Genomic DNA, 26048 nt, shown 5'->3' with positions numbered 1-26048 from the left:
CTGCCGCGGCACGGGACCGCCCACCCGTCGCCGCTGCGGCGGGTGCCGAGCGACCCGGGCGGACCCCGGCACCACCGGCTGCCCGGCGGCCCGTCGGGGGTCTGGACACCGCCTGTGGCCGTCATTACAGTCCCCGACTAAACCTGCACATGATTACAAGCCTTCGGGAGCGCGCATGGACACCAGGGTCAGGACAGGTCGGCGCAGGGCGCTGAGCGGAGCAGGGGCCCTGCTGCTGGCCGCCGGCCTGGTCGCGTGCACCTCGCCCGGTTCCGACTCGTCCGGCGGCAGCGGCTCCGGCGGCGCGGGCGGGGGCGGGGGCGGGGAGGGCCTGCCCGACACCGTCCGCGTGATGAGCATCCGGGCGCTCACCGGGCCGGTCTCCTTCGCCGGGCTCAACGCGCAGAAGGGCATCGACCTGGCCGTCGAGCAGATCGAGGCCGACGGCCTGCTGGGCGAGACCACCATCGAGGTCGACTCCCGCGACAGCGCGACCAGCCCGCAGGAGGCGGCCAGCTTCGCCAGCCAGGCGATCGCCGACCCGGGCTACGTGGCGATCATCGGCCCCGAGGCCAGCGCGCAGGCCACCGCCGTCTCGCCGATCGTCGACCAGCAGGGCATGCCCACCGTCTACGTGCAGGCCGGCAGCGAGGGCGTCGTCATCGGCGACTACACCTTCCGCATCACGCCCCCGGCGGCCTCCTACTTCGACCTGGCCGGCGAGTACGCCGAGCAGCAGGGCGTCACGACCGCCTCGGTGCTGTTCAACAGCGGCAACCCGACGCTGGTCCAGCTCGGCCAGGAGGTCGTCCCGGAACTGGCCTCCGAGCACGGCTTCGAGGTGCTCAGCACCGGCGGGGTCGAGGCGACCCAGCAGGACTTCACGACCCCGGCGTCCTCGATCGCGGGCGAGGGCCCGGACGCGGCGTTCCTCATGGTGCAGGGCCCGCAGTACCCGGTGGCGATCACCCAGCTGCGACAGGCCGGCTACGACGGCGAGCTGATCGGCATGAGTGCCGCGGGTGCCGGCAACCTGTCCTCGGCCGGGGAGGGCGCGGCCGGCTTCGTGTGGCCCACCAACTTCACCGCGGACCAGGACGTCGAGAGCACCCGGACGTTCGTCGAGGCCTACCGCGAGAAGTACGACGGCGAGGCGCCCAACAACTACGCCGCCGAGGCCTACGACGCGATGTGGTTCCTGGCGCGCGGCATCGCCGAGGCCGACAGCACCGACCGCACCGCGGTCCAGGAGGGCCTGGCCACCGTCGCGGGCGAGGGCTTCGACGGCGCCCAGGGCGAGATCACCTTCGAGGGCAACGACGCCCGGGTCCCCGGGGTCCTCGTCCGGTGGGACGGCACCGCCGAGGTCCCCGTCGAGGCCGGCTCCTGACCCGCTGACGGCCGGCCGGTGCCGGCGGGCGACCGCCGTCACCGGCCTCCGGGAGGAGGACCCCATGGCACAGGACGTGCTCAACGCGCTGACCCTCGGCTCGCTCTACCTGCTGTTCGCCCTCGGGATGAGCCTGGCCTGGGGGACGATCGGCATCCTCAACTTCGCCCACGGCTCGATCTTCGTGTTCGCCGCGTTCACCGCCCACCTGCTGGTGCAGGAGGTGCCGCTGCCGCTCCCGGCGATGCTGGCCGTCGGCGTGCTGGTGGGTGCAGTGCTGTCGCTGCTGGTCCAGGTGCTGGCGTTCGAGCCGATCCAGCGGCGCGCCACCGACCACCGCAAGGCCGAGATGCAGATCCTCGTCGGGGGCATCGGCATCGCGATCATCCCGCTGGCGGTGGCGCAGTACCTCACCCGCAGCGTGCCGTTCGGCTACTCCGGCAGCACGTTCCGCGTGACCACGTGGGACTGGGGCTTCGTCCGGGTCGGCAACGTCCAGCTGGTCACCCTGGTCGCCGCGTTCGGGCTGGCCGCCGTCATCGGCTGGTGGCTGCGAGCGGCGCGGCCGGGGCTGGCACTGCGCGCGATCGGCGTCGACGCGGAGGTCGCCTCGATGATGGGCGTCGACCGCCGCCGCCTCGCCCTGCTGACCATGGCGGTCGCCGGCGGCCTCGCAGGCCTGGCGGGCGTGCTGCTCACCTACTACCTGGGCTCGATCGCCCCGGAGACCGGCGACGCGTTCCTGCTCAAGGCGTTCGCCGCGATCATCCTCGGCGGCGTCGGCAGCATCGCCGGCGTCGTGCTCGGCGCCATGGTCCTGGCCGGCATCGAGACGCTGGTGCTGGTCACGACCTCGGGGACCTGGGCGCCGGCCATCGCGTTCGGCGTCATCTTCCTCATGCTCCTCGTCCGGCCCAACGGCCTGCTGGGCCGTCAGGAGGTCCGCCGAACGTGAACGCCTGGTACTTCTCGCACCTGGTCCTCATCCAGTCGACGTTCATCAGCTTCCTGCTGGCGCTGTCGATCCAGGTCCCGCTGCGTGCGGGGGTATTCTCCTTCGCCGGCGTCGGGAGCTACGCGATCGGTGCGTACACCGCGGCGATCCTCACCATCCGCGCCCAGCTCGCCCCGGTGCTGGCGATCGGCGCCGGCATGCTGATCGCCGCCGCGGCCGGGTACCTGCTGGCGCTGCTCGTCGCCCGGCTCTCCGGCCTCTACCTCGGCATGGCGACCATCTCCTTCGCGCTCTTCCTCGGGGTGCTGGCCACCAACGGCGGCGAGCTCACCGGCGGGGCCACCGGCCTCTACGGCGCGATCAGCACGCTGACCACCACGCACGTGGTCGTGGTGACCGTCGTGGTGGTGCTGCTGCTCGCGGGCAGCGAGCGCGGTGCCTACGGCCGGCGGGTCGACGCCGTCCGCGAGGACCCGCACCTGGCCGTCTCCCTCGGCATCGACGTCACCCGGGTCCGCCGGCGTGTGTTCGTCGTCAGCGGGGCCCTCGGTGCCGCGGCCGGCGGGATGAACAGCCTGCTGCGCACGACCGTCTCGCCGGAGACCGTCGGGTTCCACCTCGTGGTCACCGCGCTGACGATGATCATCGTCGGCGGGGCGCTGTCGTGGGCCGGAGCCGCCATCGGTGCGGTGATCTTCACCTGGCTGCCGAGCGTCCTGCAGGTCGTCGGCGACTGGCAGCTGGTCGTCTACGGCGTCATCGTGGCGGCGGCCGCCGTCTGGGTGCCCAACGGCCTGCTCGGTCTGGCCCAGGACGGCTGGCACCGGCTGCGGACGCGACGCCGGCGGATCCCGGCCGGAGGTGCCGCTGCGCCGGTGACCACGGTCGCGGCCGACCCGGAGCAGGAACTCGCCGCCCTCGGCGGCCCGGCCGCGGAGGCGCGGCCGTGACCGCCCTCGACCAGCGCCCGGAGGGCGCGGTGCCCGTCCCCGGCGCCCCGGTGCTGCAGGGCGCCGACGTCGCGGTGCACTACGGCGGCATCAAGGCCGTCGACGGCGTCGACCTCGCCCTCGAGACCGGCCGCATCCTCGGCATCCTGGGGCCCAACGGGTCGGGCAAGAGCACCCTGCTGGCCGCGCTCACCCGGCTGGTGCCGCTCACCCGCGGCCGGCTCACCCTCGACGGCGAGGACTACGGCCGCACCCCGGCGTCGCGCCTGGCGCACCGCGGCATCGCGCGGACGTTCCAGACCGTGCGGCTGCTGCCCGACCTCACCGTGCTCGGCAACATCCAGCTCGGGGCGGACCTGCGGCTGGGCCGCGCCGCCCGGCTGCGGGAGCTGGCCCGCCGCAGCGTGCCCGAGCCGGTCGAGGAGGCCGTGGAGCGCACCGGCGTCGGCGACCTGCTCGACCTGCGGCCGGGCGAGCTGTCCTACGGCACCGCCCGCCGGGTGGAGATCGCCCGCGCGCTGGCCAGCCGGCCGCGGGTGCTGATGCTCGACGAGCCGACGGCGGGGATGAACCAGCCCGAGCGGCTGGAGGTGGCCGGCCTGCTGCGCCGGCTGCGCGACGAGGGGCTCACGCAGCTGCTCGTCGAGCACGACGTCTCGATGATGGTCGACACCTGCGACCGGCTGCTGGCGATGAACCAGGGTCTGCCGATCGCCGAGGGCGCCCCCCGCGACGTCGTCCGGGACCCGTCGGTCCAGGAGGCCTACCTGGGGAAGAGGTGGAACCGTGCTGGAGATCGCTGACCTGCACGTCCGGTACGCGACGGCGGAGGCCGTGCGGGGGGTGGGCCTCTCGGCGACGCCGGGCCGGGTCACCCTGGTGCTCGGCGCGAACGGCGCCGGCAAGACCAGCACGCTGCGCGCCGCCGCCGGCCTGGTGAAGGCACACGCCGGCCGGGTGGTGCTCGACGGCCGCGACGTCACCGGCCTGGCGCCGCACCGCATCGTGCGGGCCGGCATGGTGCTGGTGCCCGAGGGGCGCCGGGTGTTCGCTCCGCTGACGGTCGAGGAGAACCTGGTCCTCGGCGGCTACACCGCTTCCCGGGACCGCTCCCGGGAGGTCCTCGACCGGGTCTTCACCATGTTCCCGATCCTGCGCGAGCGACGGTCGGGCCCGGCCGGGCTGCTGTCGGGCGGCGAGCAGCAGATGCTCGCCTTCGGCCGGGCGCTGATGAGCTCGCCGCGGGTGATCATGCTGGACGAGCCCTCGATGGGTCTGGCGCCCACGATGGTCGAGTCGGTGCTGGAGGCCGTCCGCGCGATGGCCGACGAGGGCCTGTCGGTGCTGCTGGTGGAGCAGAACGCCGAGATGGGTCTCGAGGTCGCCGACGACGTCGTGGCGATGGCCCGTGGCGAGATCGTCTTCACCGGCCCGGCCGCCCGGGCGCGGTCGAACGCCTCGGTGCTGCGCGCGTTCCTCGGCGAGGCCGCGCTGACCGGGAGCGGTGGCGGATGACCGCCGCGGCCCCGGGCGACCCCGCCCTGCTCGGTGCCCGCAGCGCCCGGCTCTACGCGCGCTACGCGCTCGCGGTCGACACGGGCGACCTCGGTGCGCTGCGCGCGATGGTGACCGACGACGTCGGCGTCACCCGCGGGGAGCTGCCGCCCACGTCCGGCGTCGAGGCGTTCCTGGACGTCTACCGCGCGCACGTGGCGCTGCGGATCCCGGTCTGCCGGCACGTGGTCACCAACGTCCTCGCCGAGCCGGCCGGCGACCTGATCCGGACGTCGGCCTACTTCTCGGCCACGATGTTCGAGGAGCAGGGCACCCGGGTGGTGACCGGCACCTACGCCGACGACCACGTCGAGCACGGCGGTGAGCTGCTCATTGCGCACAAGCGCATCTCCGTCGACCGCGTCGTGCACCTGCCGGCCGCGGACAGCCACTTCGCCCACGCCGGGACGCCGGAGCCGGTGGAGCTCCGCCGGCGCGGGCCTGGTCCGGGTGCCGCGTCCGCAGCCGAGGACTGGTCAAACAACCATGCACATGATTAGGTGGGTTCACTCGCGCGCGAAGTGTGCGGGACCCCGTCGGTAGGGGAGAGATGCGCTACTACACGGAGCTGGTGCCGGCCTTCCCGGACCAGGGCGACTGGACGCTCGCGACGGTACTGCGGCACCACGCGGCCCGTCGCCCCGACGCCGTCGCGCTCGACCTGCCCGAGGAGGACCTGACCCTCACCTACGCGCAGGCGCTGCAGCAGGCGGAGTCGGTGGCCGACCGGCTCGCCGAGGCCGGTGCCCGCGCCGGTGACCGGGTACTGGTCATGGCGGCCAACTCCTCGCAGTTCCTGCGCACCTGGCTGGGCACGGGGATCGGCGGCACGGTCCAGGTGCCGATCAACACCGCCTACGAGGGCGTCTTCCTCGAGCACCAGGTGGCCACCGCGGCGCCGCGGTTCGCCGTCATCGACGACGTCCACGCCGCGAAGTTCGCCGCCGTCGGTGACGTCGCCCAGGTGATCGAGCGCTTCTGGGTGGTCGACACCGGCAGCCGCGAGCAGGCGCTGGCCCTGCTGCGCGAGCACGGCTGGAGCGCCGGCCGGTGGGAGGACCTCGCCGTCGGCGCCCGCCCCGGGGTGGAGTTCCGGACGCCGCCGCCGCACGCGCTGGCCTCGATCTTCTTCACCTCCGGCACCACCGGCCCGTCCAAGGGCGTGGCCATGCCGCACGCGCAGATGTACTTCTTCGGGCAGGAGGTGGTCAGCCTCCAGCGGCTGACCCCCGAGGACGTCTACTTCACCTGCACGCCGCTGTTCCACGGCAACGCACAGTTCATGGCCGCCTACCCGGCCCTCATCGCCGGGGCCCGGCTGGTCTGCCGGCCGCGGTTCAGCGCCAGCCGCTGGGTCGACCAGCTCCGGGACTCCGGCGTCACCGCCACCAACCTCATCGGCGTGATGATGGACTTCGTCTGGAAGCAGCCCCCGCGCCCGGACGACGCCGACAACGTGCTGCGCACCGTGTTCGCGGCCCCCACGGCCAGTTCCATCGTCGACGGCTTCCGCGCCCGTTTCGGCATCGAGGCCTTCACCGAGGTCTTCGGCCTCACCGAGACCAGCGCGCCGATCCTGTCGCCCTACGGCGAGGAGCGGCCCGCTGGTGCCGCCGGGCTGCAGGCAGCTGACTGGTTCGACGTCCGGCTGGTCGACCCCGAGACCGACCGCGAGGTCCCGGTGGGGGAGGTCGGCGAGCTCGTCGTCCGCCCGCGGCACCCGTGGACCTGCTCGCTGGGCTACTTCGGCATGCCGGAGAAGACCGCCGAGGCCTGGCGCAACCTGTGGTTCCACACCGGTGACGCCCTGCGCAAGGACGCCGGGGGCTGGTTCTACTTCGTCGACCGCTACAAGGACGCGCTGCGCCGGCGCGGGGAGAACATCAGCTCCTACGAGGTCGAGCAGGGGCTGCTGTCGCACCCCGGTGTCCTCGAGGTCGCCGTCGTCGGCGTCGCGGCGGACTCCGAGGCCGGCGAGGACGAGGTCATGGCCGTCGTCGTCGCCGACCCCGCCGGCCCGGGCGTGACCGCCGCCGAGCTGTGGGAGTGGTGCGAGGGCCGGGTGCCGGCCTTCGCGATCCCGCGCTACGTCCGCTTCACGGGCTCCCTGCCCAGGACGCCCTCGGAGAAGGTCCAGAAGGCCCAGCTCAGGGCCGACGGCGTCACCGCCGACACCCACGACCGGACCGCCGTCACCGCGGTGGCCGGCGCCCGCTGAGGAGACCGCCGTGGACTACGCCGAGGACCCCACCCACCGGGAGATCCGCGAGGCCGTCCGAGCCATGTGCAAGGCGTTCCCGGACGAGTACTGGATGCAGCACGACGACTCCCACGAGTTCCCGTGGGAGTTCTACGACGCGGTCAAGGACGCCGGCTGGCTCGGGCTGACGATCCCCGAGGAGTACGGCGGCGGCGGTCTCGGCGTCACCGAGGCGGCCCTCGTCGAGTACGAGATCGCCGCGTCCGGCGCCGGCATGGGCGGCTGCAGCGCCGTGCACATCGGCATCTTCGGCTTCCACCCGGTCATCGAGCACGGCTCGGAGTCGCTCAAGCGGCGGTTCCTGCCGCAGGCGGTCAGCGGCGAGCTGCACGTCTCCTTCGCCGTCACCGAGCCCGACGCCGGCACCGACACCACCAACATCTCCACCACCGCCCGCGAGGTCGACGGCGGCTGGCTGGTGTCGGGCAAGAAGGTGTGGATCACCAAGGCGCAGGAGGCGCAGCGGATGCTGCTGCTGGCCCGCACCAGCCCGCGCGACCCGGCCGCGAAGAAGACGGCGGGGCTCACGCTGTTCTTCGCGCCGATGGACCGCGAGCACGTGCATATCCGCGAGATCCCCAAGATGGGCCGCAACGCCGTCGACACCAACGAGCTGTTCATCGACGACCTCTTCGTCGCCGACGAGGACGTCGTCGGGGAGGTCGGGCACGGCTTCCGCACCATCCTCGGCGGCCTGAACGCCGAGCGGGTCATCAGCGCCAACGCCGCGCTCGGCATCGGACGGGCGGCGCTGCGCCGCGGCGTCGAGTACGCCAAGCAGCGGGAGGTGTTCGGCCGGCCGATCGGGCAGAACCAGGGCATCTCCTTCCAGCTCGCCGACGCCGCGATCCGCCTCGACGCCGCCGAGCAGGTCGTGCACAAGGCGGCCTGGCTGGTCGACCGCGGGCTGCCCTGCGGGCGGGAGGCCAACGCCGCCAAGTTCCTCTGCGCCGAGGCCGGCTTCCTCGCCGCCGACGTCGCCCTGCAGGTGCACGGCGGCTTCGGCTACGGCAAGGAGTTCCACGTCGAGCGGTACTTCCGCGAGGCGCGGCTCATGCGGATCGCGCCGATCAGCCAGGAGATGGTCCTCAACTACACGGCCGAGCACGTGCTGGGCCTGCCCCGTAGTTACTGAGAGGAGGCGCGCTGATGGTCCCGTACCGCTCGATCCTGTTCGTCCCCGGCCACAAGCCGCAGTGGCTGGACAAGGCGCTGGCCGCCGGCGCCGACTGCATCGTGCTCGACCTCGAGGACTCGGTGCCCGCCGACCTCAAGGCGGGCGCCCGCGCGACCGTCGCGGACTCCATCCGCGCCGTGCGCGAGCGCGACCGGCGCGTCGGGCTGTTCGTCCGGGTCAACCCGCTGGACACCCGGCTGACCGGCGCCGACCTCGAGGCCGTCGTCGCCCCCGGGCTCACCGGTGTCTTCGCGCCGAAGATCGACACGGCGACCGACGTGCTGCGCTACGACGCGCTGCTGGACCACTTCGAGGCCCGCAACGGCGTGCAGGGGCTGGAGTACATCGTGCCGGTCGAGATGGTCGCGGCCATCCAGAACGCCCGGGAGATCGCGTCGGCGTCCCCGCGGGTCGGCGCGATGATCGGCCCCACCGCCGAGCACGCCGACATCGCCCGCGCCGTCGGCTACCGGTGGACGCCGGAGGGGGAGGAGACCCTCTACCTGCGCAGCCGGGTGCTGCTGGCCTGCCGCGAGGCCGGCATCCACCCGCTGACCGGCCTGTGGGAGCGCCTCGACGACCTGGTCGGCCTGAAGACCTTCGCCGAGAAGGGCCGCCAGCTCGGCTTCCGCGGCATGATCGCCATCCACCCCAGCCACGTGCCGGTGGTCAACGAGGCGTTCACGCCCACCGCTGACGAGGTGGAGTTCCACGAGGGGCTCGTGGCCGCGTACCAGGCGGCGGCCGCGGCCGGCTCCGGGGCGGCCCGCTACCGGGGCGTGCACATCGACAAGGCGCACGTCGACACCGCGCGCGACTGGCTGGCGCACGCCCGCTCGCTCCCGGGTGCGGCGAGCGCGCCCGTCCCCACCATCGACGCACCCGAGGGAGGGCGCTGACCGTGCGAGGCCTGTACTTCGAGGAGTTCGAGGTCGGCCGGGTCTACCGGCACCCGTTCACCCGGACCGTGACCGAGTCGGACAACGTGCTGTTCACGTCGCTGACGATGAACACCCAGCCGCTGCACCTCGACCACGAGTTCGCCAAGGGCACCATCCACGGCCGGCCGCTGTTCAACAGCCTGTTCACCCTCGCGCTGGTCGGCGGCTTCCACGTGCTGGAGCTGACCTTCGGGACGACACTGGGCAACCTCGGCTACGACAAGGTCGAGTTCCCGCACCCCGTCTTCCACGGCGACACCCTGCGCGGCGAGACGACGATCCTCGACAAGCGGGAGAGCCGCAGCCGCACCGACAGCGGCATCGTCTGGTTCGAGCACCGCGGCTACAACCAGGACGACACGCTGATCATGCGGTGCACCCGCGTCGGCCTCATGGCCAAGAGCCCCGAGCACGGCGGGTCGAACCCGGCGGTGCAGGGCGACCAGACCCCCGTCATCGAGGAGCAGCGGGCATGACCAGCACCGAGGCCGACCTGCGCACCTGGGTCCCGTCGACCCGCGAGCTGCTCATCGGCGGCCGGCTGGTCCCGGGGGAGGGGCCGGTCATCGAGGCGGTCAACCCGGCCACCGAGCAGGTCACCGCCACCGTGCCGACGGCGACGGTCGAGCAGGTCGACGCCGCCGTCGACGCCGCCCGCCGGGCCTTCCCCGCGTGGGCGGAGGCGAGCCCGCAGGAGCGCAGTGCCGCCCTCACGCGGCTGGCCGACGTCTTCGAGGCCAACGTCGAGCGGCTCACCGCCTCGATCGTCAACGAGGTCGGCACCCCGGCCGCCTTCGCCGAGGTCATGCAGGTGCGGCTGGGCGTCACCCACCTGCGCTGGCAGGCCGAGGCGGCGCTGGTGGACCGCACCGTGCAGCTCGGGCCCTGGCACGACCCGGTGCTCAGCTACTCCGAGGTGGCCTACCGGCCGGCCGGGGTGGTGGCCTGCATCACCGGCTACAACTACCCGATCAACCTCGCCGTCTTCAAGTTCGGCGCCGCGCTCGCCGCCGGGTGCACCACCGTGCTGCTGCCCTCCCCGCGGACCCCGCTGACCACGCTGTGGATGGGCGAGCTGTTCGAGGAGGCCGGCATCCCCGCGGGCGTCATCAACGTCCTCGTCGGCGACGGGCCCTCCGTCGGGCAGCACCTGACCACCCACCCCGGCGTCGACCGGGTGTCGTTCACCGGCTCCGACGCCGTCGGCGCCCGGATCATGGAGCAGGCCGCCCGCGGGCTCAAGGGCGTCACCCTCGAGCTCGGCGGCAAGTCGCCCAACATCCTGCTGCCCGGCATCGACGTCGCGGCGCTCGCCCGTGACATCCACCTGCGCTGGGCGCGCAACGGCGGTCAGGGCTGCGCGGCGCTGGCGCGGATGCTGGTGCACGAGAGCCTCGTCGACGACTTCCTCGCCGCCTCCCGGGAGGCGTTCACCGCGCTCAAGGTCGGCGACCCGTGGGACCGCTCGGTCAACATCGGGCCCATGATCCGCGAGGACCACCGGCAGCGCGTGCAGTCGTTCGTCGACGACGGCCTCGCCGACGGCGGGGAGATCGTGCTGTCGCTCGACACCCCTGTCCCCGACCGCGGGTACTTCGTCAACCCGGTCGTGTTCGCCGGCCTGCCGCACGACAACCGCCTCGTGCAGACCGAGGTGTTCGGCCCGGTCGGCGTCGTCGTGCCCTTCGCCACCGAGGAGGAGGCGATCACCCTGGCCAACGACACCGCCTACGGCCTGGCGGCCAACGTCTACACGCCCGACGTCGAGCACGGCCGGGCCCTGGCCGCGAAGCTGCGGTCCGGGACGGTCTGGGTCAACGGCGGCGGCAACATGCGCCCCGACGCGCCGTTCGGTGGCTTCGGCCTCTCCGGCGTGGGCCGGGAGATCGGTGAGTGGGGCATCCGCGAGTACCTCGAGCCGCAGCACGTGCAGTGGCGGCCGTGACCACCAGGGGGGACACCACACCATGAGCAGCGATCCGGCGGGCTCCCCGCCCCTGGCGGGGATCACCGTCCTCGAGCTCGGCACCATGTACGCCGCCCCGACGGCGGGCCGGATGCTGCGCGACTTCGGCGCCCGGGTGGTCAAGGTGGAGGACCCGCGCACCGGGGACTTCGCGCGGCAGTGGACGCCGCAGCACGAGGGCGTGTCGATGGGCTTCGCCCGGCTCAACAGCGGCAAGGAGTCGATCGGCATCGACCTGCGCCGGTCCGAGGGCCGCGACCTGGTCCGCCGGCTGGCCGCGCGGGTCGACGTCGTCGTCGAGTCCTTCCGGCCCGGCCGGCTGGAGGACTGGGGACTGGGCTACGACGTCCTGTCCGCCGAGAACCCGGGCCTGGTGCTCACCCGCGTGTCCGGGTTCGGCCAGACCGGGCCCTACCGCGAGCGGCCGGGCTTCGGCACCGTCGCCGAGACCGTCAGCGGCTACGCCTACGTCAACGGCTGGCCCGACACCCCGCCGACCTCGCCGCCGTTCGGCTTCGCCGACTCCATCGCCGGGCTCTCGGCGGCGTTCGGGACGACGACCGCGCTGTTCAACCGGTCGCGGACGGGCCGCGGCGACGTCGTCGACGTGGCGCTGTACGAGCCGCTGATGTTCATCCTCGGCGACCTGATCGTGAACTACACCGCCACGGGCTTCGTCCAGGAGCGGGTGGGCAACGGCTCCGGCTCGGCCTCCCCGCGCGGCATCTACCAGGCCGCCGACGGCCAGTGGCTGTCGATCGCGGCGTCCAACCAGACGATCGCCCTGCGGCTGTTCGACGCGATGGGCCGACCGGAGTTCAAGGACGACCCGCGCTACGCCACCAACGTCGCCCGGATGGCGAACAACGAGGAGCTGCAGGAGCACGTCAAGGCATGGGTGGCGCTGCGGCCGCGCGCGGAGGTGCTCGCCGACCTCGACGCGCACGAGGTGGTGGCCGCCGCGGTCAACGACGCCCGCGACATCGTCGAGGACCCGCACTTCCGCGAGCGCACGCTGGTCGAGCTGGCCGGCACGGCGCTGGGCCGGGTGCTGGTGCCCGGGCCGGTGCTGCACCTGGGGAGCTACGCCGGGCCGGTCTACGACGGCGTGCCGGCCATCGGCGAGCACACCGAGCCGGCCCTCACCGAGCTGCTCGGGCTGGCACCCGACGAGATCGCCCGGCTGGGCAGCGGCGACGTCGTCGGGCCGACGCCGGTGCGCGCGGCGTGAGCGTCGCCGTCGACCTCTCCGGCAAGGTCGCGCTGGTCACCGGGGGCAGCCGCGGGCTGGGCCGGGAGATGGTGCTCGGGCTGGCCGCGGCCGGTGCCGACGTCGTCGTCGCCAGCCGGGACCTGGCCAGCTGCGAGAAGACGGCGGCCGAGGTGCGCGAGACCACCGGACGGCGGGCGCTGCCGGTGTCGGCGCACGTGGGCCGCTGGGAGGGCCTCGACGAGCTGGTCGAGACCGTCTACGGCGAGCTCGGCCGGGTCGACGTCCTCGTGAACAACGCCGGGATGAGCCCGCGCTACGACACCCTCGCCGACGTCTCCGAGGTCCTCTTCGACAAGGTGCTCGGGGTCAACCTCAAGGGCCCGTTCCGGCTGGCGGCGCTGGTCGGCACGCGGATGGCGGCCGGCGAGGGCGGCTCGATCATCAACGTGAGCAGCACCGGCGCGGTGCGCCCGCGGGCCGACATCGTGCCCTACGCCGCGGCCAAGGCCGGCCTCAACGCGGTCACCGTCGGCCTGGCGCACGCCTTCGGCCCCACCGTGCGGGTCAACGCCATCATGTGCGGCACCTTCCTCACCGACGTGTCCGCCGCCTGGGACATGGACGCCTTCGCCCGCCGGGCGGCGACCTTCGCGCTCGGCCGCGGCGGGCAGCCGTCGGAGGTGGTGGGGACGGCGCTGTACCTCGCCTCGGACTGGTCGTCGTTCACCACCGGCTCGGTCATCACCGTCGACGGAGGACAGCCGTGATCATCGACGTGCACTGCCACGCCTGGCCCGACCAGCTCGCCGAACGGGCGCTGGGCCCGCGGGTGCCGCAGTTGCCGCGGGTCGGCGACGGGAGGATCTCCACGCTGCCCGGCGTGCTGGAGCGTTCCGGCGTCGACCGCGGGGTGCTGCTCGGCATCGCCGACACGGCGAAGTACGTCGACGGCACCAACCGGTTCGTGGCGCGCAGCCGCGGAGGGAACCTGCTCGGCTTCGGGACCGTGCACCCGGACCTGTCCGTCGACGAGAACATGGCCTCGCTGCGCCGCAACGGCATCCCGGGGGTGAAGCTGCACTCGCTGTTCCAGGGCTTCGCCTACTCCGACCCGCGCGTGTGGGACCTCCTGGAGGCCTTCGGCTCGGAGATCGCCGTCATCGCGCACGTGGGCGCCGGCGGCGACCGGGAGAGCAACGAGCGGGCGACGCCGGGGATGATCCGCGACATCGTCCGGCGCTTCCCCGACCTGCGGATCGTGGCCTGCCACTTCGGCGGCTACCACCGGCTGGAGGAGGCCGAGGCCGAACTGCTCGGGTTGCCGGTCCACCTGGAGACCTCCTGGCCGCCGACCATGGCCGAGCTCGCGCCCGACCGGGTGCGGTCGATCGTCGACCAGCACGGCGCCGACCGGATCGTGTTCGGCTCCGACTGGCCGATGGCCGACCCGGCGCGGGAGATCGCCGCCATCCGGGCGCTCGGTTACGACGAGGAGACCACCGCCGGCATCCTCGGCGGCAACTTCGCCCGGCTGATGGGCATCGCCGAGGGGGAGCCCGCGCCCGGGCCCTCGGTGGAGCCGGCCCGTGGCTGACCCCGTCCTGGTCGACCAGCGCGGCGACGCAACCTGGATCACCCTCGACCGGCCCGACCGGCGCAACGCCTACGACCCCGAGATGGCCGAGGCGATCGTGGACGCCCTGGACGGCAGCACCCGCAGCCGCGCCGTCGTCATCACGGGGGTGCCCGGCTCGTTCTGCGCCGGCGGGGCGCTGACCAACCTGTCGGCGCCGGACGTGACGAACATGCGCGGGCTCTACCGGGCGTCGCTGCGGCTGTTCGACGCGATCCGCACCCACCCGCGCCCGGTGATCGCCGCGGTCAACGGCCCGGCGGCCGGCGGGGGCAACGAACTGGTCGTCGCCTGCGACCTGGCCATCGCGGGGGAGTCGGCCACGTTCGGCCAGACCGGGCCGCGGGTGGGCAGCGCGCCTGTCACCGGCGCCACGAACGTGCTCGGTGTGCAGATCGGGGAGAAGCGGGCCAAGGAGATGGCCTTCCTCTGCCGGCGTTACACCGCCGCGCAGGCGCTGGAGCTGGGGCTGGTCAACGCCGTCGTGCCCGACGACGAGCTCGTGGGCGCCGTGGACGCGCTCGTCGAGGAGCTCGCCGTCCTATCGCCGCGCTACCTGGAGATCGCCAAGGTGAGCTCCAACATCTGGTGGAACGCCGCCCGCGACTCCTTCACCAACGGCCTCGGCATGCTCGTGCAGGCGATCGGCAGCCCCGACATGGCCGAGGGGGCGACCGCCTTCCTCGAGAAGCGCCGCCCGCGGTTCCCCGCCCCCGACGCCTGACCCGCCCCTCCGGTGGCCGTTCCTGCCGCTGCGCGACCCCACCGCCTCCGCACCTCGCGATCACGGCGGTGCGGTGGCGACACGCCGGGGGGTGCCGGTGTGTCGCCGCGACGGCTCCATGATCGTTGGCGGCGGTTGCTGCAACGCCGTCCCCGGCTCGCCGCCCCCCGGCGCCTGACGCGCCCGGACGCCGGACCCGTCCCGCGCGGGCGAAGGTCACCTCGACCTTCCTGTCCTCGGTCGGGAGCGGTACGGGTCCGGCGGGGAGGGTCAGCGGCCGCCGCGGCCGTTGCCGGCGATCCTGCGGCTGTCGTGGCTCTTCTGCCTGCCCGTCGGGGTCACCTCCAGCACCGCGCGGTTCGGGCTGTCGAGCAACCGCACGAAGGCAGCCGGGTCGTCGGCGGCCATCCGCTCGGCGAAGGCCGGGTAGAACCACTCCTTGGTCGCGCGGTCCTCGTGCACGACGACCGTGCCCTGGACGGCGAGCATCCGGCGCCCGGGCAGCCCGGTGCCGCGGTTGTCGACCACCAGGGTGAGCCGGCCGTCGAGCCGCAGCGACTCCAGGTGGTCGCGGCCGCCCACCGCGGTCAGCCAGAACCGGTCCCCGGAGCGCAGGAAGCTCATGACCACCGCGGCCGGCCACCCCTCCCGCGAGGCGTAGGCGACGGTGCACTCGGTCTGGGCGTCGAGCAGGTCGTCCTGGTCGGCGGGGGTGAGGTGCGTCCCCCGCAGGTCCTCGATGTCCCGGACGCCGACCTGCGGGCGCCCCTCGGCGGATGCGGACACGACACCTCCTGATCGCTTGTGAACCTGCGCATGTTATGGCTGGATAGTGGCACAGGTCATCGTCCCGGGTCACCGGGACGACAGGACACCGGAGGTGGCATGTCCGGCACCCCGTCGATCGGCGACTGGCTGGCGGCCGCCGCGGGCCGAACCGCGGCGGCCGCCGGGGTCCGGGTCGCCGGAGAGCCGGTGACCTGGCGCGACCTCGACGCGCGCGCCGACCGCGCGGCCACCGGGTTCCGGGCGCTCGGCCTGCGCACCGGTGACCGCGTGTGCGTGCTCATGCGCAGCAGCGTCGCCACGCTCACCGTCTGGTTCGGCCTGGCTCGCGCCGGTCTGGTCGAGGTGCCGCTGAACCCGGCCAGCGGGCCGACCCTGCTGCGTCACCTGCTCGAGCACTCCGGCGCGCCGGTGGTCGTCTGCGACGCCGAGTTCGCCGACGCCGTCCGCGCCTGCGCCCCGGACACGGTGCGGGCGCTGGTCGTGCACGGGGACTCCGAGCCCTCCGACACCGACCTCGCCGACCTGCTCGCCACCGCACCGGAGCCGCTGCCCGCCGTCGACCCCACCGCCCCGGCCGTCGTCCTCTACACCTCGGGGACCACCGGCCCGCCCAAGGGCGCCGTCCTCTCGCACCGGGCCAACGTCAACCTCACCCGGCACACCGTGGCGCTCATGGGGTACACGGCGGCCGACCGGCTCTACAGCGTCTTCCCGCTGTTCCACTCCAACGCCCGGTACTGCAGCGTGATGGCCGCCGTCGAGGCCGGCGCCGACCTGGTCCTGGACCGCACCTTCTCGGCCAGCCGGTTCTGGGACACCTGCCGGGCGCACGGCATCACCGCGTTCAACTACCAGGGCGCGATGACGAGCATCCTGCACAAGCAGCCGGCGCGGCCCGACGACGTCGACAACCCGGTGCGGGTGGGCTTCGGCGCCCCGTGCCCGCCGGAGGTGTTCGAGTCCTTCGAGCGGCGCTTCGGCGTGCGGCTCACCGAGATCTACGGCAGCACCGAGGTGTCGATCGTCTGCGACATGCCGCCCTCGGCCCGGCGCATCGGCACCGCCGGCCGCGAGTCGGTGAACTACACCGTCGCGGTCGTCGACGACCACGACGAGCCGGTGCCGCCGGGGACGCCGGGGGAGATCGTCGCCCGACCGAAGAAGCCCGGGTGGATGTTCGACGGCTACGCCGGCGACGCCGCGGCGACGGCGGCCGCCTGGCGGGAGCTGTGGTTCCACACCGGCGACCGCGGCGTGCTCGACGCCGACGGCTTCCTCACCTTCCTCGACCGGATGAAGGACATCATCCGCCGCCGCGGGGAGAACGTCTCCTCCTGGGAGGTGGAGCGGGTCGTCGCGGAGCACCCGTCGGTCGCCCAGGTCGCCGCCTACGGCCTCCCCTCGGAGCTGTCGGAGGAGGACGTCGCGGTCGCCGTCGTCCCGGCCGAGGGCGCCACCGTCGACCCCGCCGAGCTGGTGGAGCACTGCCGGCACGGGCTCACCTCCTTCGCCGTCCCGCGCTACGTGCGGGTCCTCGACGTCCTGCCGCTGACGCCGAGCCAGCGGGTGGAGAAGTACAGGCTGCGCGCCGACGGCGTCCCGCCCGGCACCTGGGACCGGGAGGCCCGCTGATGGAGCGCTTCACCCGCACCGACCCCGAGCCCGGCGTCGCGGTCCTCACCATGAGCCGGCCGGAGAAGCTCAACGCGATGGACGAGACCTGGTTCCGCGAGCTCGTCGAGGTCATGGGCACGATCGGCGTGGACGACGACGTGCGCGCGGTGGTGCTCACCGGGAGTGGCCGGGCGTTCTCCGCGGGCGGGGACATCGACATGTTCGCCGGGCTGGCCGGTGACGTGACCCGGGTGCGGCCGCACCTGAAGCTGGTCTACGACGCCTTCTCCGCGGTCGAGCGGTGCGCCGTCCCGGTGGTCGCGGCGGTCAACGGGCTGGCCTACGGCGGCGGTACGGAGCTGGCGCTGGCCTGCGACGTCGTCCTGGCCGCGGAGTCGGCGCGCTTCTCGTTCAAGGAGGCCACCGTCGGCCTGATGCCCGGCTACGGCATCGTCCGCGGGCCCGACGTCCTGGGCCGGCACTGGACCCGCTACCTCGCGCTCACCGGCCGGGTCGTCGACGCCGCGCGCGCCGAGCGGGCCGGGCTGGTGCAGGAGGTGCACCCCGACGACGAGCTGCTGCCGGCCGCCGGTGCGCTCGCCGCGGAGATGGCCGCGCACTCGACGCTCGCCGTCCGGGTCTGCAAGGCCTTCGTCAACCGCGACGCCGTCGGCGGCTTCAACGAGTCGGTCGAGGCGATCGCGCTGCTCTTCGGCACCCCGGAGCACCGGGACGCCGTCACCGCCTTCCGGGCCGCCCGCGGCCGCTGACCCACCGAGGAGGAGACATGACCGATCCCGAGGGCCGCGCCGTCGTCGTGGCCTACCTGGACGCCGTCGGCCGGCTGGACCTGCCGGCCATCGAGGCGACCTTCGCCGACGACGTCGAGCTGGTGCTGCCCTACGCGCCGCCCGGGTTCCCGAAGGTCAGCCGCGGGCGCGCCGAGGCGATGAAGGTCTACCCGGAGGGCCTGATGGACCCCATGGACTTCGCCGACCACCGGATCGACGCGCTGGCCGACCGGCCCGGCGAGTGGGTGGCCGAGTACACGAGCAACACGCGGGTGCTCACCACCGGCCGGCCCTACCGGAACACCTACATCTCCCGGTTCAGCGTCCGCGACGGCCGGATCACCCGGCTGGCCGAGTTCTTCGACCCGATCGTGCTGGTGACCGCCCTCGGCGGAGAGGTCAGCATGCCGTGAGCCGGCTGGAGGGGAAGGTCGTCCTGGTCACCGGCGCCGCCCGCGGGCAGGGGAGGGCGCACGCGGTCGCCTTCGCCCGCGAGGGCGCGGAGGTGATCGCCGTGGACATCGACGCACAGATCGACTCGGTGCCCTACCCGACGGCGCGGGCCGCGGACCTGGCCGAGACCGCCGCGCAGGTCGAGGCGCTCGACCGACGGGTCGTGGCCCGCACCGCCGACGTCCGCGACGGCGCTGCGCTGGCCGCGGCCGTCGCCGAGGGGCTGGAGACCTTCGGGCAGGTCGACGCGCTCGTGGCCAACGCCGGCGTCTTCTCGCAGGCGCCGTTCTGGCAGATGCCCGAGCAGCAGTTCCGCGACGTCCTCGAGGTCAACCTCATCGGCGTGTGGCGGTCGATGAGCGCGGTGGCGCCGCACATGATCGAGCGCGGCAGCGGCTCCATGGTGCTCATCTCGTCGGTCAACGGCGTGCGGGGCAACGCCGGCGCCGCGCACTACGCGGCGAGCAAGCACGGCGTCCTGGGCCTGATGCGCAGCGCCGCGCTGGAGCTCGGCCCGCACGGCGTCCGGGTCAACGCGATCTGCCCGGGCCTGGTGGACACCCCGATGACCAACTGGCCGGGCGTCTACGACGGGATGGCCGGCCACCCCGGCGGGACCCGCGACGACTTCGAGGCCGGGGCGCTGCACTACGGGATCCTCGGCGGCCAGGGCGCGCTGGGCCCGGAGGCGATCGCCGATGCCGCCGTCTGGTTGGCCTCCGACGGCGCCTACGGCGTCACCGGCCAGGCGATCCCGGTCGACGCCGGCCATCTGGCCCTGCCCGGGTACAACCCGGCCCCGGTCCGGCCCTGACGTCGCGCACTCCCGCGGAAGTGCGCGACGCCCGGCCCTGACCTGGCCCCTCCGCAGGGTCCCGCTGCGAGCTCGCGAGTGGTGGCGGGCAGCGGGTCCCCTCTCAGACGACGGTCTCCAGGTCCAGCGTGTACATGGAGACGCCGGCCTGCGCGAAGTTGGCCATGTCGGCCGACGCCGCCTGGCCCTGCTCGGAGCCGAGGTCGGCGAGGGCGGCGTCCTTCGAGGGCCAGTCGAGGACAGCGGTGACGAAGAACGGCGGCTGCGACCCGTCGAGCGTCTCGGACACCCCCCATGTGTACGCGGACAGCCCGGCCAGGTTCTTCGCCAGCGGTGCGTGCGTGCTGCGGTAGTGCTCGAGGAAGGCCTGGGGGTCCTCGGGGTGGTGGTAGTTCACGACGACTCGGTACACGGGTCCTCCGTCTCGTTGCCCGGGGCCTCGGTGCCCCGGGAGTTCATGCCCGGTACGTCTCCCAGGTGGGTGAGGTCTCCGGGTAGTCGCCGGCCTCGGGGACGGTCCGCGGCCAGCGGATCCGTTCGACCGAGCCGAAGCTGCCGGCCAGCTGGTCGGCCGGCACGGCGTACATGAAGGTGATCGACCGCCGGGCGAACAGCCAGCGGCCGGCCTCGCAGCGGTAGTCGTCCTCGTAGCGGAACGAGGCGAGCACCAGCGTGCTGCTCGTGGCCAGCTCCGCGTGGCCGTGCGACCAGCCCGACGCCGTCCCGTCGCCGTGCAGCCGCACGACGCCGGGGTGCGGGGTGTGCAGCATCGTGCGGTAGGTGTCGAAGCTGGCGACGTAGGCCGCGCGGATCGCCTCGGCACCGGTCGCGGCCACCCCGCGGCGCTCGAACACGCCGTCGGCGGTGTACATCGCCACGACGCTGTCGACGTCGTGGTCGTCGACGGCGCGGGCGTAGAGGACACCGAGGTCGGTGATGGCCTGCCGGTCGGTCTGGGCGCGCACGGCGGCGGCGAGCGTGGCGAGGTCCCCCTCGGGCAGAGGGTTGACCGTGGTGAGGTCCGCGGTCACGGCGGGCAGGTCGAGGGTCATGCCGGCACCTCCGCCGGGGTGGGCAGGGTCCGGAGGACTTCCATGAGCCGCCCGGGGATCGCCGCCTTGCCGCCCTCGGGCGTGCGGCAGACGAAGGTCATCGCGCCGTGGGTGACCACCGAGCCGTCGCGGACGAAGTCGAAGCCCAGCGTGTACGACGACGTCCCGACCCGGTCGAGGGTGATCTCGATGGTCAGCTCGTCGAAGACCCGCACCATCTGCTTGTAGGTGCACTCGGAGTGCACGCCGACGGTGAGGATGCCGAGGTCCTCGACGAGCTCGCCGCTGCGCAGGCCGTGGGAGTGCAGCCACAGCGTCTGCGCGCGCTCCATCCACGGGTAGTAGATGGCGAAGTAGGCGATGCCGACGACGTCGCAGTCGCCGTAGGCCAGCTGGAACCGCAGCGGCTCACGGCTCACGACAGCACCACCGTCGCCGTCCCGGACACCACCGGGTCCCCCTCGACCACCTCGAGGACGACGTCGCAGTCGGCCAGCCGCACGCCCTCCTCCTCGCGCAGGCCGCTCACCGTGCCGCGCACCCGCAGGTGCTGCCCGGCGAGCACCGTGCCGAGGAAGCGCACCCGGAGCCGGCGCAGCGACCGCGGCCCGCCGGCCCAGGCGGTGACGGCGTTCATGACGTAGCCCATGTTCAGCGGGCCCTGGTTGACCGGCCGGTCGCCCATGCCGAGTGCCTGCAGCGTGGCGACGTCCCAGTGGATCGGCGTGGGGTCGGACAGCAGCGCCGCCATCGTCTTCATCTTCTCGGCGCTCACCGAGGGGACGTCGTAGACGGGCAGCTCGGTGCCGACCTCGACCGTGGGCGTGCTCACGCGTCCCTCCGGGGGAAGACGATGGAGTTCCAGCAGCGGGCGACGTGCGCTCCGCCGCCGTCGTCGTGCAGGTCCATGTCGTGCAGGTCCATGTCGTGCAGGTCCATGTCGTGCAGGTCCATGTCGTGCAGGTCCATGGCGTACCCGACCACGTCGAACACGCCGGTGCGCCGGCCGACCTTGCGCTCGGCGGACTCGATCCCGCCGCTCACGCGGTAGGTGGCGCCCACCCGCAGCGGCCGGTGCAGCGTCGTCTCGTGCTCGCCGAACACCGGCCCGTCGGCGGCGCTCGAGCCGAACCACGCGAACAGCTCGTCCCAGGTGATGCCCATGGCCCCGGTGGCCGCCATCCAGGCGAACAGCGGGTGGGCGACCTGCTCGCCGTCGTCCCGCAGCGAGGGCGGCTCGGCGAGCACGGTGTCGGCCAGCAGCCAGGCGCGCCAGGGCGCGACGGTGTAGCTGCCGCCGGGGAACCGGCGGCCGACGACGGTCTGCAGGTCGGCCTCCGCGAAGGCCACTCAGACCCCCCGGTCGCGGTCGGCCCAGTAGGGGCTGCGCAGCTCCCGCTTGAGGATCTTGCCGGTGGGCGCCTTGGGCAGCTGGGGGACGAAGTCGACCGAGCGGGGCTTCTGGTAGCCGGCCAGGTGCTTCTTCGCCTCGTCGATGATGTCCTGCTCGGTGGCCTCGGTGCCCGGCTTCAGCACGACGACGGCCTTCACCGACTCGCCCCACTCCTCGTCCGGGACGCCGAAGACGGCGCACTCCAGGACGGCGGGGTGCTGGTTGATGGCCTCCTCGACCTGCACGCTGTAGATGTTCTCGCCGCCGGAGATGATCATGTCCTTGGCCCGGTCGACGATGAAGACGTAGCGGTCCTCGTCCCAGGTGGCCATGTCGCCGGTCCACATCCAGCCGTCCCGGATGGTCTGCGCGGTGAGCTCGGGCTGGTTGAGGTAGCCGATCATGTTCTGCTCGCCGCGCACGACGATCTGCCCAGCCGTCCGCCCGTCGCGCGGCACGTCGTGGCCGTACTCGTCCACCACCCGGATCTGGGCGGTGAAGCCCTCCCGGCCGCAGGAGCGCAGCCGCTCGGGGTGGTCGCCGGCGACGGCGCGCAGGTGGTCCTCCTGCGACAGGAACGTCATCCCGGCGCCCTCGGTCTGCCCGTAGCCCTGGATCATCGTGCAGGGGAAGTTGTCCATCGCCGCGCGCACCACGGTCGAGGGCATGGGACCGCCCCCGTACTGGAAGTTGCGCAGGCTGGACAGGTCGTAGCTCGCGAAGTCGGGGACGGCCATCATCCAATTGATCATCGTGGTGATGCCGAGGAAGGCCGAGACGCGCTCCTCCTGGATGATCTCCAGTGCCTGCTTGGCCTCGAAGTTGACCAGGACCAGCGGACAGCCGTGCCGGTTGTAGTTCATCGCCAGCACCGTGGGGATGTGGTACATCTGCCCGGTCAGCATGTAGACGTCGCTGGGCACGATCCGCTCGGCCACCGTCTGGGCCAGCATCATCGCCCCCGCGCTGCGATGGGTGTGCACCGCGCCCTTGCTCTTCCCGGTGGTGCCGCCCGTGTAGAGGATGAAGAACGGGTCGTCGTCGAGGGACTGCGCAGTCCAGACCGGTTCGTCGTCGCTGGCGGCCTCGACCATCCGCAGGAACGAGCCGTCGCTCTTGTCGCCGAACTGCAGCCAGTTCGGCACGTCGACGTCGCGCTGCAGCTGCTCGACGGTCTCCGACCACTCGTCCGCGCTGATCACCGCCTTCGGGGCGGCGTCGCGGACGATGGTGGCCAGCTCCGCGCCGGCCAGCCGCCAGTTGAGCGGCTGGAGCACCAGCCCGGCGCGGCCGGCGGCGTAGTAGAGCGCCATGTACTCCGCGCAGTTGCGCGACAGGACCGCGAACCGGTCGCCCTTCTGCATCCCGAGGCCGCGCAGCCCGTTGGCCAGCCGGCGCACCAGCTGGTCGAACTCCGCGTAGTCCATCCGGCGGCTGTTGGGGACGTCGACGATCGCCTCGGCGCGCGGTGTCAGCGCGGCCCACTTGGCCGGGATCAGGCCCTGGTTCACGGCGGGTCTCCTGCGGTCCGGGTGCGCGTCAGTAGGGGAGGTCCAGCTGGATGTGGCGCTTGGTGAACCGCCAGGCGCCGTCGTCCTCCCGGCGCAGCTCGTCCTCGTAACGGGCGGTGGAGAGCACCGTCGCCGCGCCGTCCTTCACCGAGATGAGCGTCAGGTAGGAGCTGACCACCGCGCTGTCGTCGGTCTCCTTGCGGACCACGATGTTGGTGGTGACGTGCCGGCGCTGGTCGGTCTGGCCGGCCAGGCTGTCGGTCATCAGCTTCATCACGCCCGCCTTGCCCTCGAACGGGCCGATGAGGTCGCCGTCGGCGATCCGCATCGAGAGGACGGCGTCCTCGGTGAAGGTGTCGGCCATCTCCGCCATGTCGTTCTCGTCGTAGGCGATGGAGTACCGGTTGAGGACGTTCTCGATGGCACCGCGAGCGGACATGGCGAGCTCCTGGGCGAAGGCCGGCGTCTGGGCCGGGCACGGGATGTGACCACGGTTACCCTATGCATGGTTCGCCTGGTTGGCCAGACCCTTGGTGTGCGAGGCGTCCGGAGGGTCGGCCGTCCGATGGCAGGGGCCAGACCCGCTCGACGACGGGCACGCGTCGACGACAGGTGAGGCGAACATGGGCTCTTCCGGATCCAGAGGCGTCGGGCGCGGCGTCGGCGGGTGACCCGCCGCTCCGGGCGAGCATCGCCCGTGTCTACGACGCGGCCCTGGGTGGCACGCACAACCTCGAGATCGACCGCCAGGTGCTCGCGCAGGTCCGCGCCGTGGCTCCAGAGGTCGACGACCTAGCGTGGTCGAACCGGCGGTTCCTGGGCCGGGCGGTGCGCTTCCTCGCAGAGCAGAGCGGCGTGCGCCAGTTCCTCGATTGCGGTTCGGGGCTGCCCACCGCGGAGAACACCCACCAGATCGTGCTGCGCACCGACCCCACGGCCCGGGTCGTCCACGTGGACACCGACCCCACGGTCATCGCCGAGGGCGGCGCGCTGGTCGCCGGGGACCCGTGGTGCCGGTTCGTGGCGGCCGACGTCTTCGAGCCGGCTCAGGTGCTGGGGCACGAGGACGTGCGCGACCTGCTCGACCTCGCCGAGCCGCTGGCGCTGCTGCAGGTCGGCACGCTGCACCACCACAGCGGCGACGACGGTGCCGAGCTGATGCAGGAGTACGTCGACGCGCTCCCGTCCGGCAGCTGGGTGGTGGTCGCGCACTTCCTCGACCCGGGCGCCGAGGGGCTCGGCCCGCTGGCGCGGCGCATGGAGCAGGTGTTCCTGCACAGCCCGATGCGCTCGGGGGTCTTCCGGGCCCGGGAGCAGATCGCCGCGTTCCTGCCCGGCCTGGAGATCATCCCGCCGGGTCCCGGCCGGCCCGGGGAGCTGGAGCTGTGCGACCTGTGGTGGCCCGACGGTCCCCGCCTGCGACCGCTGAACCCGGTGCAGCAGTGCATCGCCGGGGCGGTGGCCCGCAAGCCCTGATGCCGCGGTCGGGACCGGATGGCGGGGTCGAGGACGGCGGGTCAGGCGGGTGTGGGGTCGAACTCGACGAGCAGGCTCTCCACGCTGCGGGTGTACAGGCCGGCCTCGCGGGGGGAGAAGCCCTCCTGGTAGCGCAGGCCGGGCAGCCGGTCGAGCACCAGGTCGAGTGCGACCGTCATCTCGGTGCGGGCCAGCAGCGATCCCACGCAGAAGTGCCGGCCGAGGACGAACTGCACGTGGTTGGCCGCGCCGCTGAACGCCTTCGCCACGTCGAGGTCGGTCCGCGCGATGTCGAAACGGTCGGGGTCGGCGAAGTGGCGCTCGTCCCGGTTGGCGGCGGCGAGCATGAGGATGCAGGTCGCGCCGGCCGGGATCGTCGTCCCGGAGAGCGTCACCTCCTCCTCGGTCTGCCGCATGATCATGTGCACCGGTCCGGAGAAGCGGAGCGTCTCGGCGATGACGGCGTCGGCCAGTGAGCGGTCGGCGCGGACGGCGGCCATCTGCTCCGGGTGGTCGAGCAGGTTGCGGACCATGCTGGCGATCGCCTTGTCCGTGGTCTCGCCGCCGGCCACCAGCAGCAGGCTGACGAAGGCCTTGATCTCCTCGTCGCTCATCCGCTCGCCGTCGACCTCGGCGCGGCACAGGCGGGAGAGCAGGTCGTCGCCGTCGCCGTCGCGGCGCTCGCGGATGATCGGCAGCACGTAGTCGCGCAGCTCCTCGCGGGTCTGGTCGGCCCGGGCCGTGACGGCCGGGTCGCCGGCGAGGTTGTTCAGGTGCGCCATGATCGAGTGGTACCAGTCGTGGAACCGCTGGTGGTCGCTCTTGGGCAGGCCCAGCATGTCGACCATCACGTTGATCGGGAACCACGTGGTGAAGTCGGCGACCAGGTCGGCCCGTCCCCGCCCGGCGAAGCCGTCGACCAGGTCACCGGCCGCCCGCGTCACGACCCCCTCGACCAGCTCCGCCGCGTTCCGCGTGATGACCGGCAGGAAAGCCTCGAGGCCCTTGCCGCGGAAGAACGGGTTGAGCAGCGCCCGGTGGGTGGCGTGCTCCTTCCCCTCCATCTGCAGGATCGTCCGGCCGTGGATCGGCTCGAGCTGCCACTCGTAGTTGCGGCTGGAGAAGGCCGGGCTGCGGAACGCCGCCGCGCAGTCGGCGTACCGGCTGAGCAGCCAGCTCTGCGTGGCCTCGTGGAAGGTCACCGGGTGGGAGTCGCGCAGCACCTTGTGGAACGGGTAGGGGTCGGCGAGGTACTCCGCCGAGAGGATGTCCGGTGCCTGAGGGGTCACGGTCGAGGTCATGGACGAACTCCTGACGGGTGGGCGGCGCTGCCACGGAACCAGGCTCACGATATGCAGGATGTGAGGCCGCTCACAAGGCGCCGGGGAGGAC

Annotated in this window: 29 protein-coding genes; 20 read left to right on the top strand and 9 right to left on the bottom strand. The window is 73.0% G+C overall.

Going from position 1 to position 26048, the window contains the following annotated elements; translation table 11 throughout:
- The first annotated feature begins 175 nt into the window (after positions 1 to 175).
- From ABQ292_RS01600 to ABQ292_RS01530, 15 genes are all read left to right on the top strand, one after another.
- Positions 176 to 1390, top strand: coding sequence for an ABC transporter substrate-binding protein (locus ABQ292_RS01600; RefSeq protein ID WP_369202557.1), 1215 nt, complete (start codon positions 176 to 178; stop codon positions 1388 to 1390).
- Positions 1391 to 1454: 64 nt separating this feature from the next.
- The gene (locus tag ABQ292_RS01595; protein ID WP_369202555.1) at positions 1455 to 2345 is read left to right on the top strand and encodes a branched-chain amino acid ABC transporter permease; all 891 of its coding nucleotides are present in this window, start codon (positions 1455 to 1457) and stop codon (positions 2343 to 2345) included.
- On the top strand, positions 2342 to 3295 hold the full coding sequence (locus tag ABQ292_RS01590; protein WP_369202553.1) for a branched-chain amino acid ABC transporter permease: 954 nt from the start codon (positions 2342 to 2344) through the stop codon (positions 3293 to 3295). Before ABQ292_RS01595 ends, ABQ292_RS01590 begins: the two co-directional genes overlap by 4 nt.
- Complete coding sequence (locus tag ABQ292_RS01585) at positions 3292 to 4098, top strand: ABC transporter ATP-binding protein (RefSeq protein WP_369202551.1); 807 nt, start codon at positions 3292 to 3294, stop codon at positions 4096 to 4098. The genes ABQ292_RS01590 and ABQ292_RS01585 overlap by 4 nt, the downstream gene beginning before the upstream one ends.
- Entirely contained in the window at positions 4082 to 4810 is a 729-nt protein-coding gene (locus tag ABQ292_RS01580; protein WP_369202549.1) for an ABC transporter ATP-binding protein, read from the top strand. Before ABQ292_RS01585 ends, ABQ292_RS01580 begins: the two co-directional genes overlap by 17 nt.
- Complete coding sequence (locus tag ABQ292_RS01575) at positions 4807 to 5349, top strand: nuclear transport factor 2 family protein (RefSeq protein ID WP_369202547.1); 543 nt, start codon at positions 4807 to 4809, stop codon at positions 5347 to 5349. Before ABQ292_RS01580 ends, ABQ292_RS01575 begins: the two co-directional genes overlap by 4 nt.
- A 50-nt stretch (positions 5350 to 5399) precedes the next feature.
- Entirely contained in the window at positions 5400 to 7067 is a 1668-nt protein-coding gene (locus tag ABQ292_RS01570; protein ID WP_369202545.1) for an AMP-binding protein, read from the top strand.
- Positions 7068 to 7077: 10 nt separating this feature from the next.
- Positions 7078 to 8244, top strand: coding sequence for an acyl-CoA dehydrogenase family protein (locus ABQ292_RS01565; RefSeq protein ID WP_369202543.1), 1167 nt, complete (start codon positions 7078 to 7080; stop codon positions 8242 to 8244).
- Positions 8245 to 8258: 14 nt separating this feature from the next.
- Positions 8259 to 9185, top strand: coding sequence for an HpcH/HpaI aldolase/citrate lyase family protein (locus ABQ292_RS01560; RefSeq protein WP_369202541.1), 927 nt, complete (start codon positions 8259 to 8261; stop codon positions 9183 to 9185).
- A 2-nt stretch (positions 9186 to 9187) separates the two neighbouring features.
- Complete coding sequence (locus ABQ292_RS01555; RefSeq protein ID WP_369202539.1) at positions 9188 to 9703, top strand: MaoC family dehydratase; 516 nt, start codon at positions 9188 to 9190, stop codon at positions 9701 to 9703.
- The gene (locus tag ABQ292_RS01550; RefSeq protein WP_369202537.1) at positions 9700 to 11172 is read left to right on the top strand and encodes an aldehyde dehydrogenase family protein; all 1473 of its coding nucleotides are present in this window, start codon (positions 9700 to 9702) and stop codon (positions 11170 to 11172) included. The genes ABQ292_RS01555 and ABQ292_RS01550 overlap by 4 nt, the downstream gene beginning before the upstream one ends.
- A 22-nt stretch (positions 11173 to 11194) precedes the next feature.
- A complete protein-coding gene (locus tag ABQ292_RS01545) occupies positions 11195 to 12424 on the top strand; it encodes a CaiB/BaiF CoA transferase family protein (RefSeq protein ID WP_369202535.1) in 1230 nt (409 codons plus the stop codon).
- Complete coding sequence (locus ABQ292_RS01540) at positions 12421 to 13173, top strand: SDR family NAD(P)-dependent oxidoreductase (protein WP_369202533.1); 753 nt, start codon at positions 12421 to 12423, stop codon at positions 13171 to 13173. Before ABQ292_RS01545 ends, ABQ292_RS01540 begins: the two co-directional genes overlap by 4 nt.
- Entirely contained in the window at positions 13170 to 14000 is an 831-nt protein-coding gene (locus ABQ292_RS01535; protein ID WP_369202531.1) for an amidohydrolase family protein, read from the top strand. The genes ABQ292_RS01540 and ABQ292_RS01535 overlap by 4 nt, the downstream gene beginning before the upstream one ends.
- The gene (locus ABQ292_RS01530) at positions 13993 to 14763 is read left to right on the top strand and encodes an enoyl-CoA hydratase/isomerase family protein (RefSeq protein WP_369202529.1); all 771 of its coding nucleotides are present in this window, start codon (positions 13993 to 13995) and stop codon (positions 14761 to 14763) included. The genes ABQ292_RS01535 and ABQ292_RS01530 overlap by 8 nt, the downstream gene beginning before the upstream one ends.
- Before the next feature lie 270 nt (positions 14764 to 15033).
- On the opposite strand, the gene ABQ292_RS01525 is transcribed toward ABQ292_RS01530, so the two are convergent.
- Complete coding sequence (locus ABQ292_RS01525; RefSeq protein ID WP_369202527.1) at positions 15034 to 15549, bottom strand: pyridoxamine 5'-phosphate oxidase family protein; 516 nt, start codon at positions 15547 to 15549, stop codon at positions 15034 to 15036.
- 99 nt (positions 15550 to 15648) lie between these two features.
- On the opposite strand from ABQ292_RS01525, the gene ABQ292_RS01520 reads away from it, so the two are divergent.
- The 4 genes from ABQ292_RS01520 to ABQ292_RS01505 are packed head-to-tail and all read left to right on the top strand — an operon-like array spanning position 15649 to position 19224.
- Positions 15649 to 17184 (top strand): AMP-binding protein, encoded by a 1536-nt coding sequence (locus ABQ292_RS01520; protein ID WP_369202525.1) that lies wholly within the window; start codon positions 15649 to 15651, stop codon positions 17182 to 17184.
- Positions 17184 to 17936, top strand: a complete 753-nt coding sequence (locus ABQ292_RS01515) for an enoyl-CoA hydratase/isomerase family protein (protein ID WP_369202523.1) — start codon at positions 17184 to 17186, stop codon at positions 17934 to 17936. The genes ABQ292_RS01520 and ABQ292_RS01515 overlap by 1 nt, the downstream gene beginning before the upstream one ends.
- Before the next feature lie 17 nt (positions 17937 to 17953).
- Positions 17954 to 18370, top strand: coding sequence for a nuclear transport factor 2 family protein (locus ABQ292_RS01510; RefSeq protein ID WP_369202521.1), 417 nt, complete (start codon positions 17954 to 17956; stop codon positions 18368 to 18370).
- On the top strand, positions 18367 to 19224 hold the full coding sequence (locus tag ABQ292_RS01505) for a mycofactocin-coupled SDR family oxidoreductase (RefSeq protein WP_369202519.1): 858 nt from the start codon (positions 18367 to 18369) through the stop codon (positions 19222 to 19224). Before ABQ292_RS01510 ends, ABQ292_RS01505 begins: the two co-directional genes overlap by 4 nt.
- A gap of 103 nt (positions 19225 to 19327) precedes the next feature.
- Here ABQ292_RS01505 and ABQ292_RS01500 read toward each other — a convergent pair whose 3' ends face one another.
- From ABQ292_RS01500 to ABQ292_RS01470, 7 genes are read right to left on the bottom strand one after another with little or no spacing between them, the layout of a single operon-like run.
- A complete protein-coding gene (locus tag ABQ292_RS01500; protein ID WP_369202517.1) occupies positions 19328 to 19636 on the bottom strand; it encodes an EthD family reductase in 309 nt (102 codons plus the stop codon).
- A 43-nt stretch (positions 19637 to 19679) separates the two neighbouring features.
- Positions 19680 to 20276: a nuclear transport factor 2 family protein gene (locus ABQ292_RS01495; RefSeq protein ID WP_369202515.1), complete on the bottom strand. Its 597-nt coding sequence runs from the start codon at positions 20274 to 20276 to the stop codon at positions 19680 to 19682.
- Positions 20273 to 20695 carry an acyl-CoA thioesterase gene (locus tag ABQ292_RS01490; protein WP_369202513.1) on the bottom strand — a complete coding sequence of 141 codons (423 nt, stop codon included), beginning with the start codon at positions 20693 to 20695 and terminating at the stop codon, positions 20273 to 20275. The genes ABQ292_RS01495 and ABQ292_RS01490 overlap by 4 nt, the downstream gene beginning before the upstream one ends.
- The gene (locus ABQ292_RS01485; protein WP_369202511.1) at positions 20692 to 21108 is read right to left on the bottom strand and encodes a MaoC family dehydratase; all 417 of its coding nucleotides are present in this window, start codon (positions 21106 to 21108) and stop codon (positions 20692 to 20694) included. Before ABQ292_RS01485 ends, ABQ292_RS01490 begins: the two co-directional genes overlap by 4 nt.
- The gene (locus ABQ292_RS01480) at positions 21105 to 21626 is read right to left on the bottom strand and encodes a hypothetical protein (protein WP_369202509.1); all 522 of its coding nucleotides are present in this window, start codon (positions 21624 to 21626) and stop codon (positions 21105 to 21107) included. The genes ABQ292_RS01485 and ABQ292_RS01480 overlap by 4 nt, the downstream gene beginning before the upstream one ends.
- Positions 21627 to 23180 (bottom strand): class I adenylate-forming enzyme family protein, encoded by a 1554-nt coding sequence (locus tag ABQ292_RS01475; protein ID WP_369202507.1) that lies wholly within the window; start codon positions 23178 to 23180, stop codon positions 21627 to 21629. It abuts the gene before it with no gap.
- A 28-nt stretch (positions 23181 to 23208) separates the two neighbouring features.
- On the bottom strand, positions 23209 to 23619 hold the full coding sequence (locus ABQ292_RS01470) for a nuclear transport factor 2 family protein (protein ID WP_369202505.1): 411 nt from the start codon (positions 23617 to 23619) through the stop codon (positions 23209 to 23211).
- Between the two features lie 173 nt (positions 23620 to 23792).
- On the opposite strand from ABQ292_RS01470, the gene ABQ292_RS01465 reads away from it, so the two are divergent.
- Entirely contained in the window at positions 23793 to 24656 is an 864-nt protein-coding gene (locus tag ABQ292_RS01465; RefSeq protein ID WP_369202503.1) for an SAM-dependent methyltransferase, read from the top strand.
- 41 nt (positions 24657 to 24697) lie between these two features.
- Here the strand turns inward: ABQ292_RS01465 and ABQ292_RS01460 are convergent, their stop codons facing one another.
- Positions 24698 to 25957, bottom strand: coding sequence for a cytochrome P450 (locus ABQ292_RS01460; RefSeq protein WP_369202501.1), 1260 nt, complete (start codon positions 25955 to 25957; stop codon positions 24698 to 24700).
- Between the last annotated feature and the right edge of the window lie 91 nt (positions 25958 to 26048).

Source organism: Geodermatophilus maliterrae (assembly GCF_041018925.1).
In the GTDB taxonomy this organism is placed as follows: domain Bacteria; phylum Actinomycetota; class Actinomycetes; order Mycobacteriales; family Geodermatophilaceae; genus Geodermatophilus; species Geodermatophilus maliterrae.
Note: the sequence above shows the minus strand (reverse complement) of the source record. Positions and strands in the feature narration are given on the sequence as shown.

What these genes read in the sequence shown, in the direction of transcription:
- ABQ292_RS01600 (WP_369202557.1), top strand. Translation starts at nt 176, where the DNA reads ATGGACACCAGGGTCAGGACAGGTCGGCGCAGGGCGCTGAGCGGAGCA.
- ABQ292_RS01595 (WP_369202555.1), top strand. Translation starts at nt 1,455, where the DNA reads ATGGCACAGGACGTGCTCAACGCGCTGACCCTCGGCTCGCTCTACCTG.
- ABQ292_RS01575 (WP_369202547.1), top strand. Translation starts at nt 4,807, where the DNA reads ATGACCGCCGCGGCCCCGGGCGACCCCGCCCTGCTCGGTGCCCGCAGC.
- ABQ292_RS01570 (WP_369202545.1), top strand. Translation starts at nt 5,400, where the DNA reads ATGCGCTACTACACGGAGCTGGTGCCGGCCTTCCCGGACCAGGGCGAC.
- ABQ292_RS01560 (WP_369202541.1), top strand. Translation starts at nt 8,259, where the DNA reads ATGGTCCCGTACCGCTCGATCCTGTTCGTCCCCGGCCACAAGCCGCAG.
- ABQ292_RS01550 (WP_369202537.1), top strand. Translation starts at nt 9,700, where the DNA reads ATGACCAGCACCGAGGCCGACCTGCGCACCTGGGTCCCGTCGACCCGC.
- ABQ292_RS01545 (WP_369202535.1), top strand. Translation starts at nt 11,195, where the DNA reads ATGAGCAGCGATCCGGCGGGCTCCCCGCCCCTGGCGGGGATCACCGTC.
- ABQ292_RS01520 (WP_369202525.1), top strand. Translation starts at nt 15,649, where the DNA reads ATGTCCGGCACCCCGTCGATCGGCGACTGGCTGGCGGCCGCCGCGGGC.
- ABQ292_RS01515 (WP_369202523.1), top strand. Translation starts at nt 17,184, where the DNA reads ATGGAGCGCTTCACCCGCACCGACCCCGAGCCCGGCGTCGCGGTCCTC.
- ABQ292_RS01510 (WP_369202521.1), top strand. Translation starts at nt 17,954, where the DNA reads ATGACCGATCCCGAGGGCCGCGCCGTCGTCGTGGCCTACCTGGACGCC.
- ABQ292_RS01495 (WP_369202515.1), bottom strand. Translation starts at nt 20,276, where the DNA reads ATGACCCTCGACCTGCCCGCCGTGACCGCGGACCTCACCACGGTCAAC.
- ABQ292_RS01470 (WP_369202505.1), bottom strand. Translation starts at nt 23,619, where the DNA reads ATGTCCGCTCGCGGTGCCATCGAGAACGTCCTCAACCGGTACTCCATC.
- ABQ292_RS01460 (WP_369202501.1), bottom strand. Translation starts at nt 25,957, where the DNA reads ATGACCTCGACCGTGACCCCTCAGGCACCGGACATCCTCTCGGCGGAG.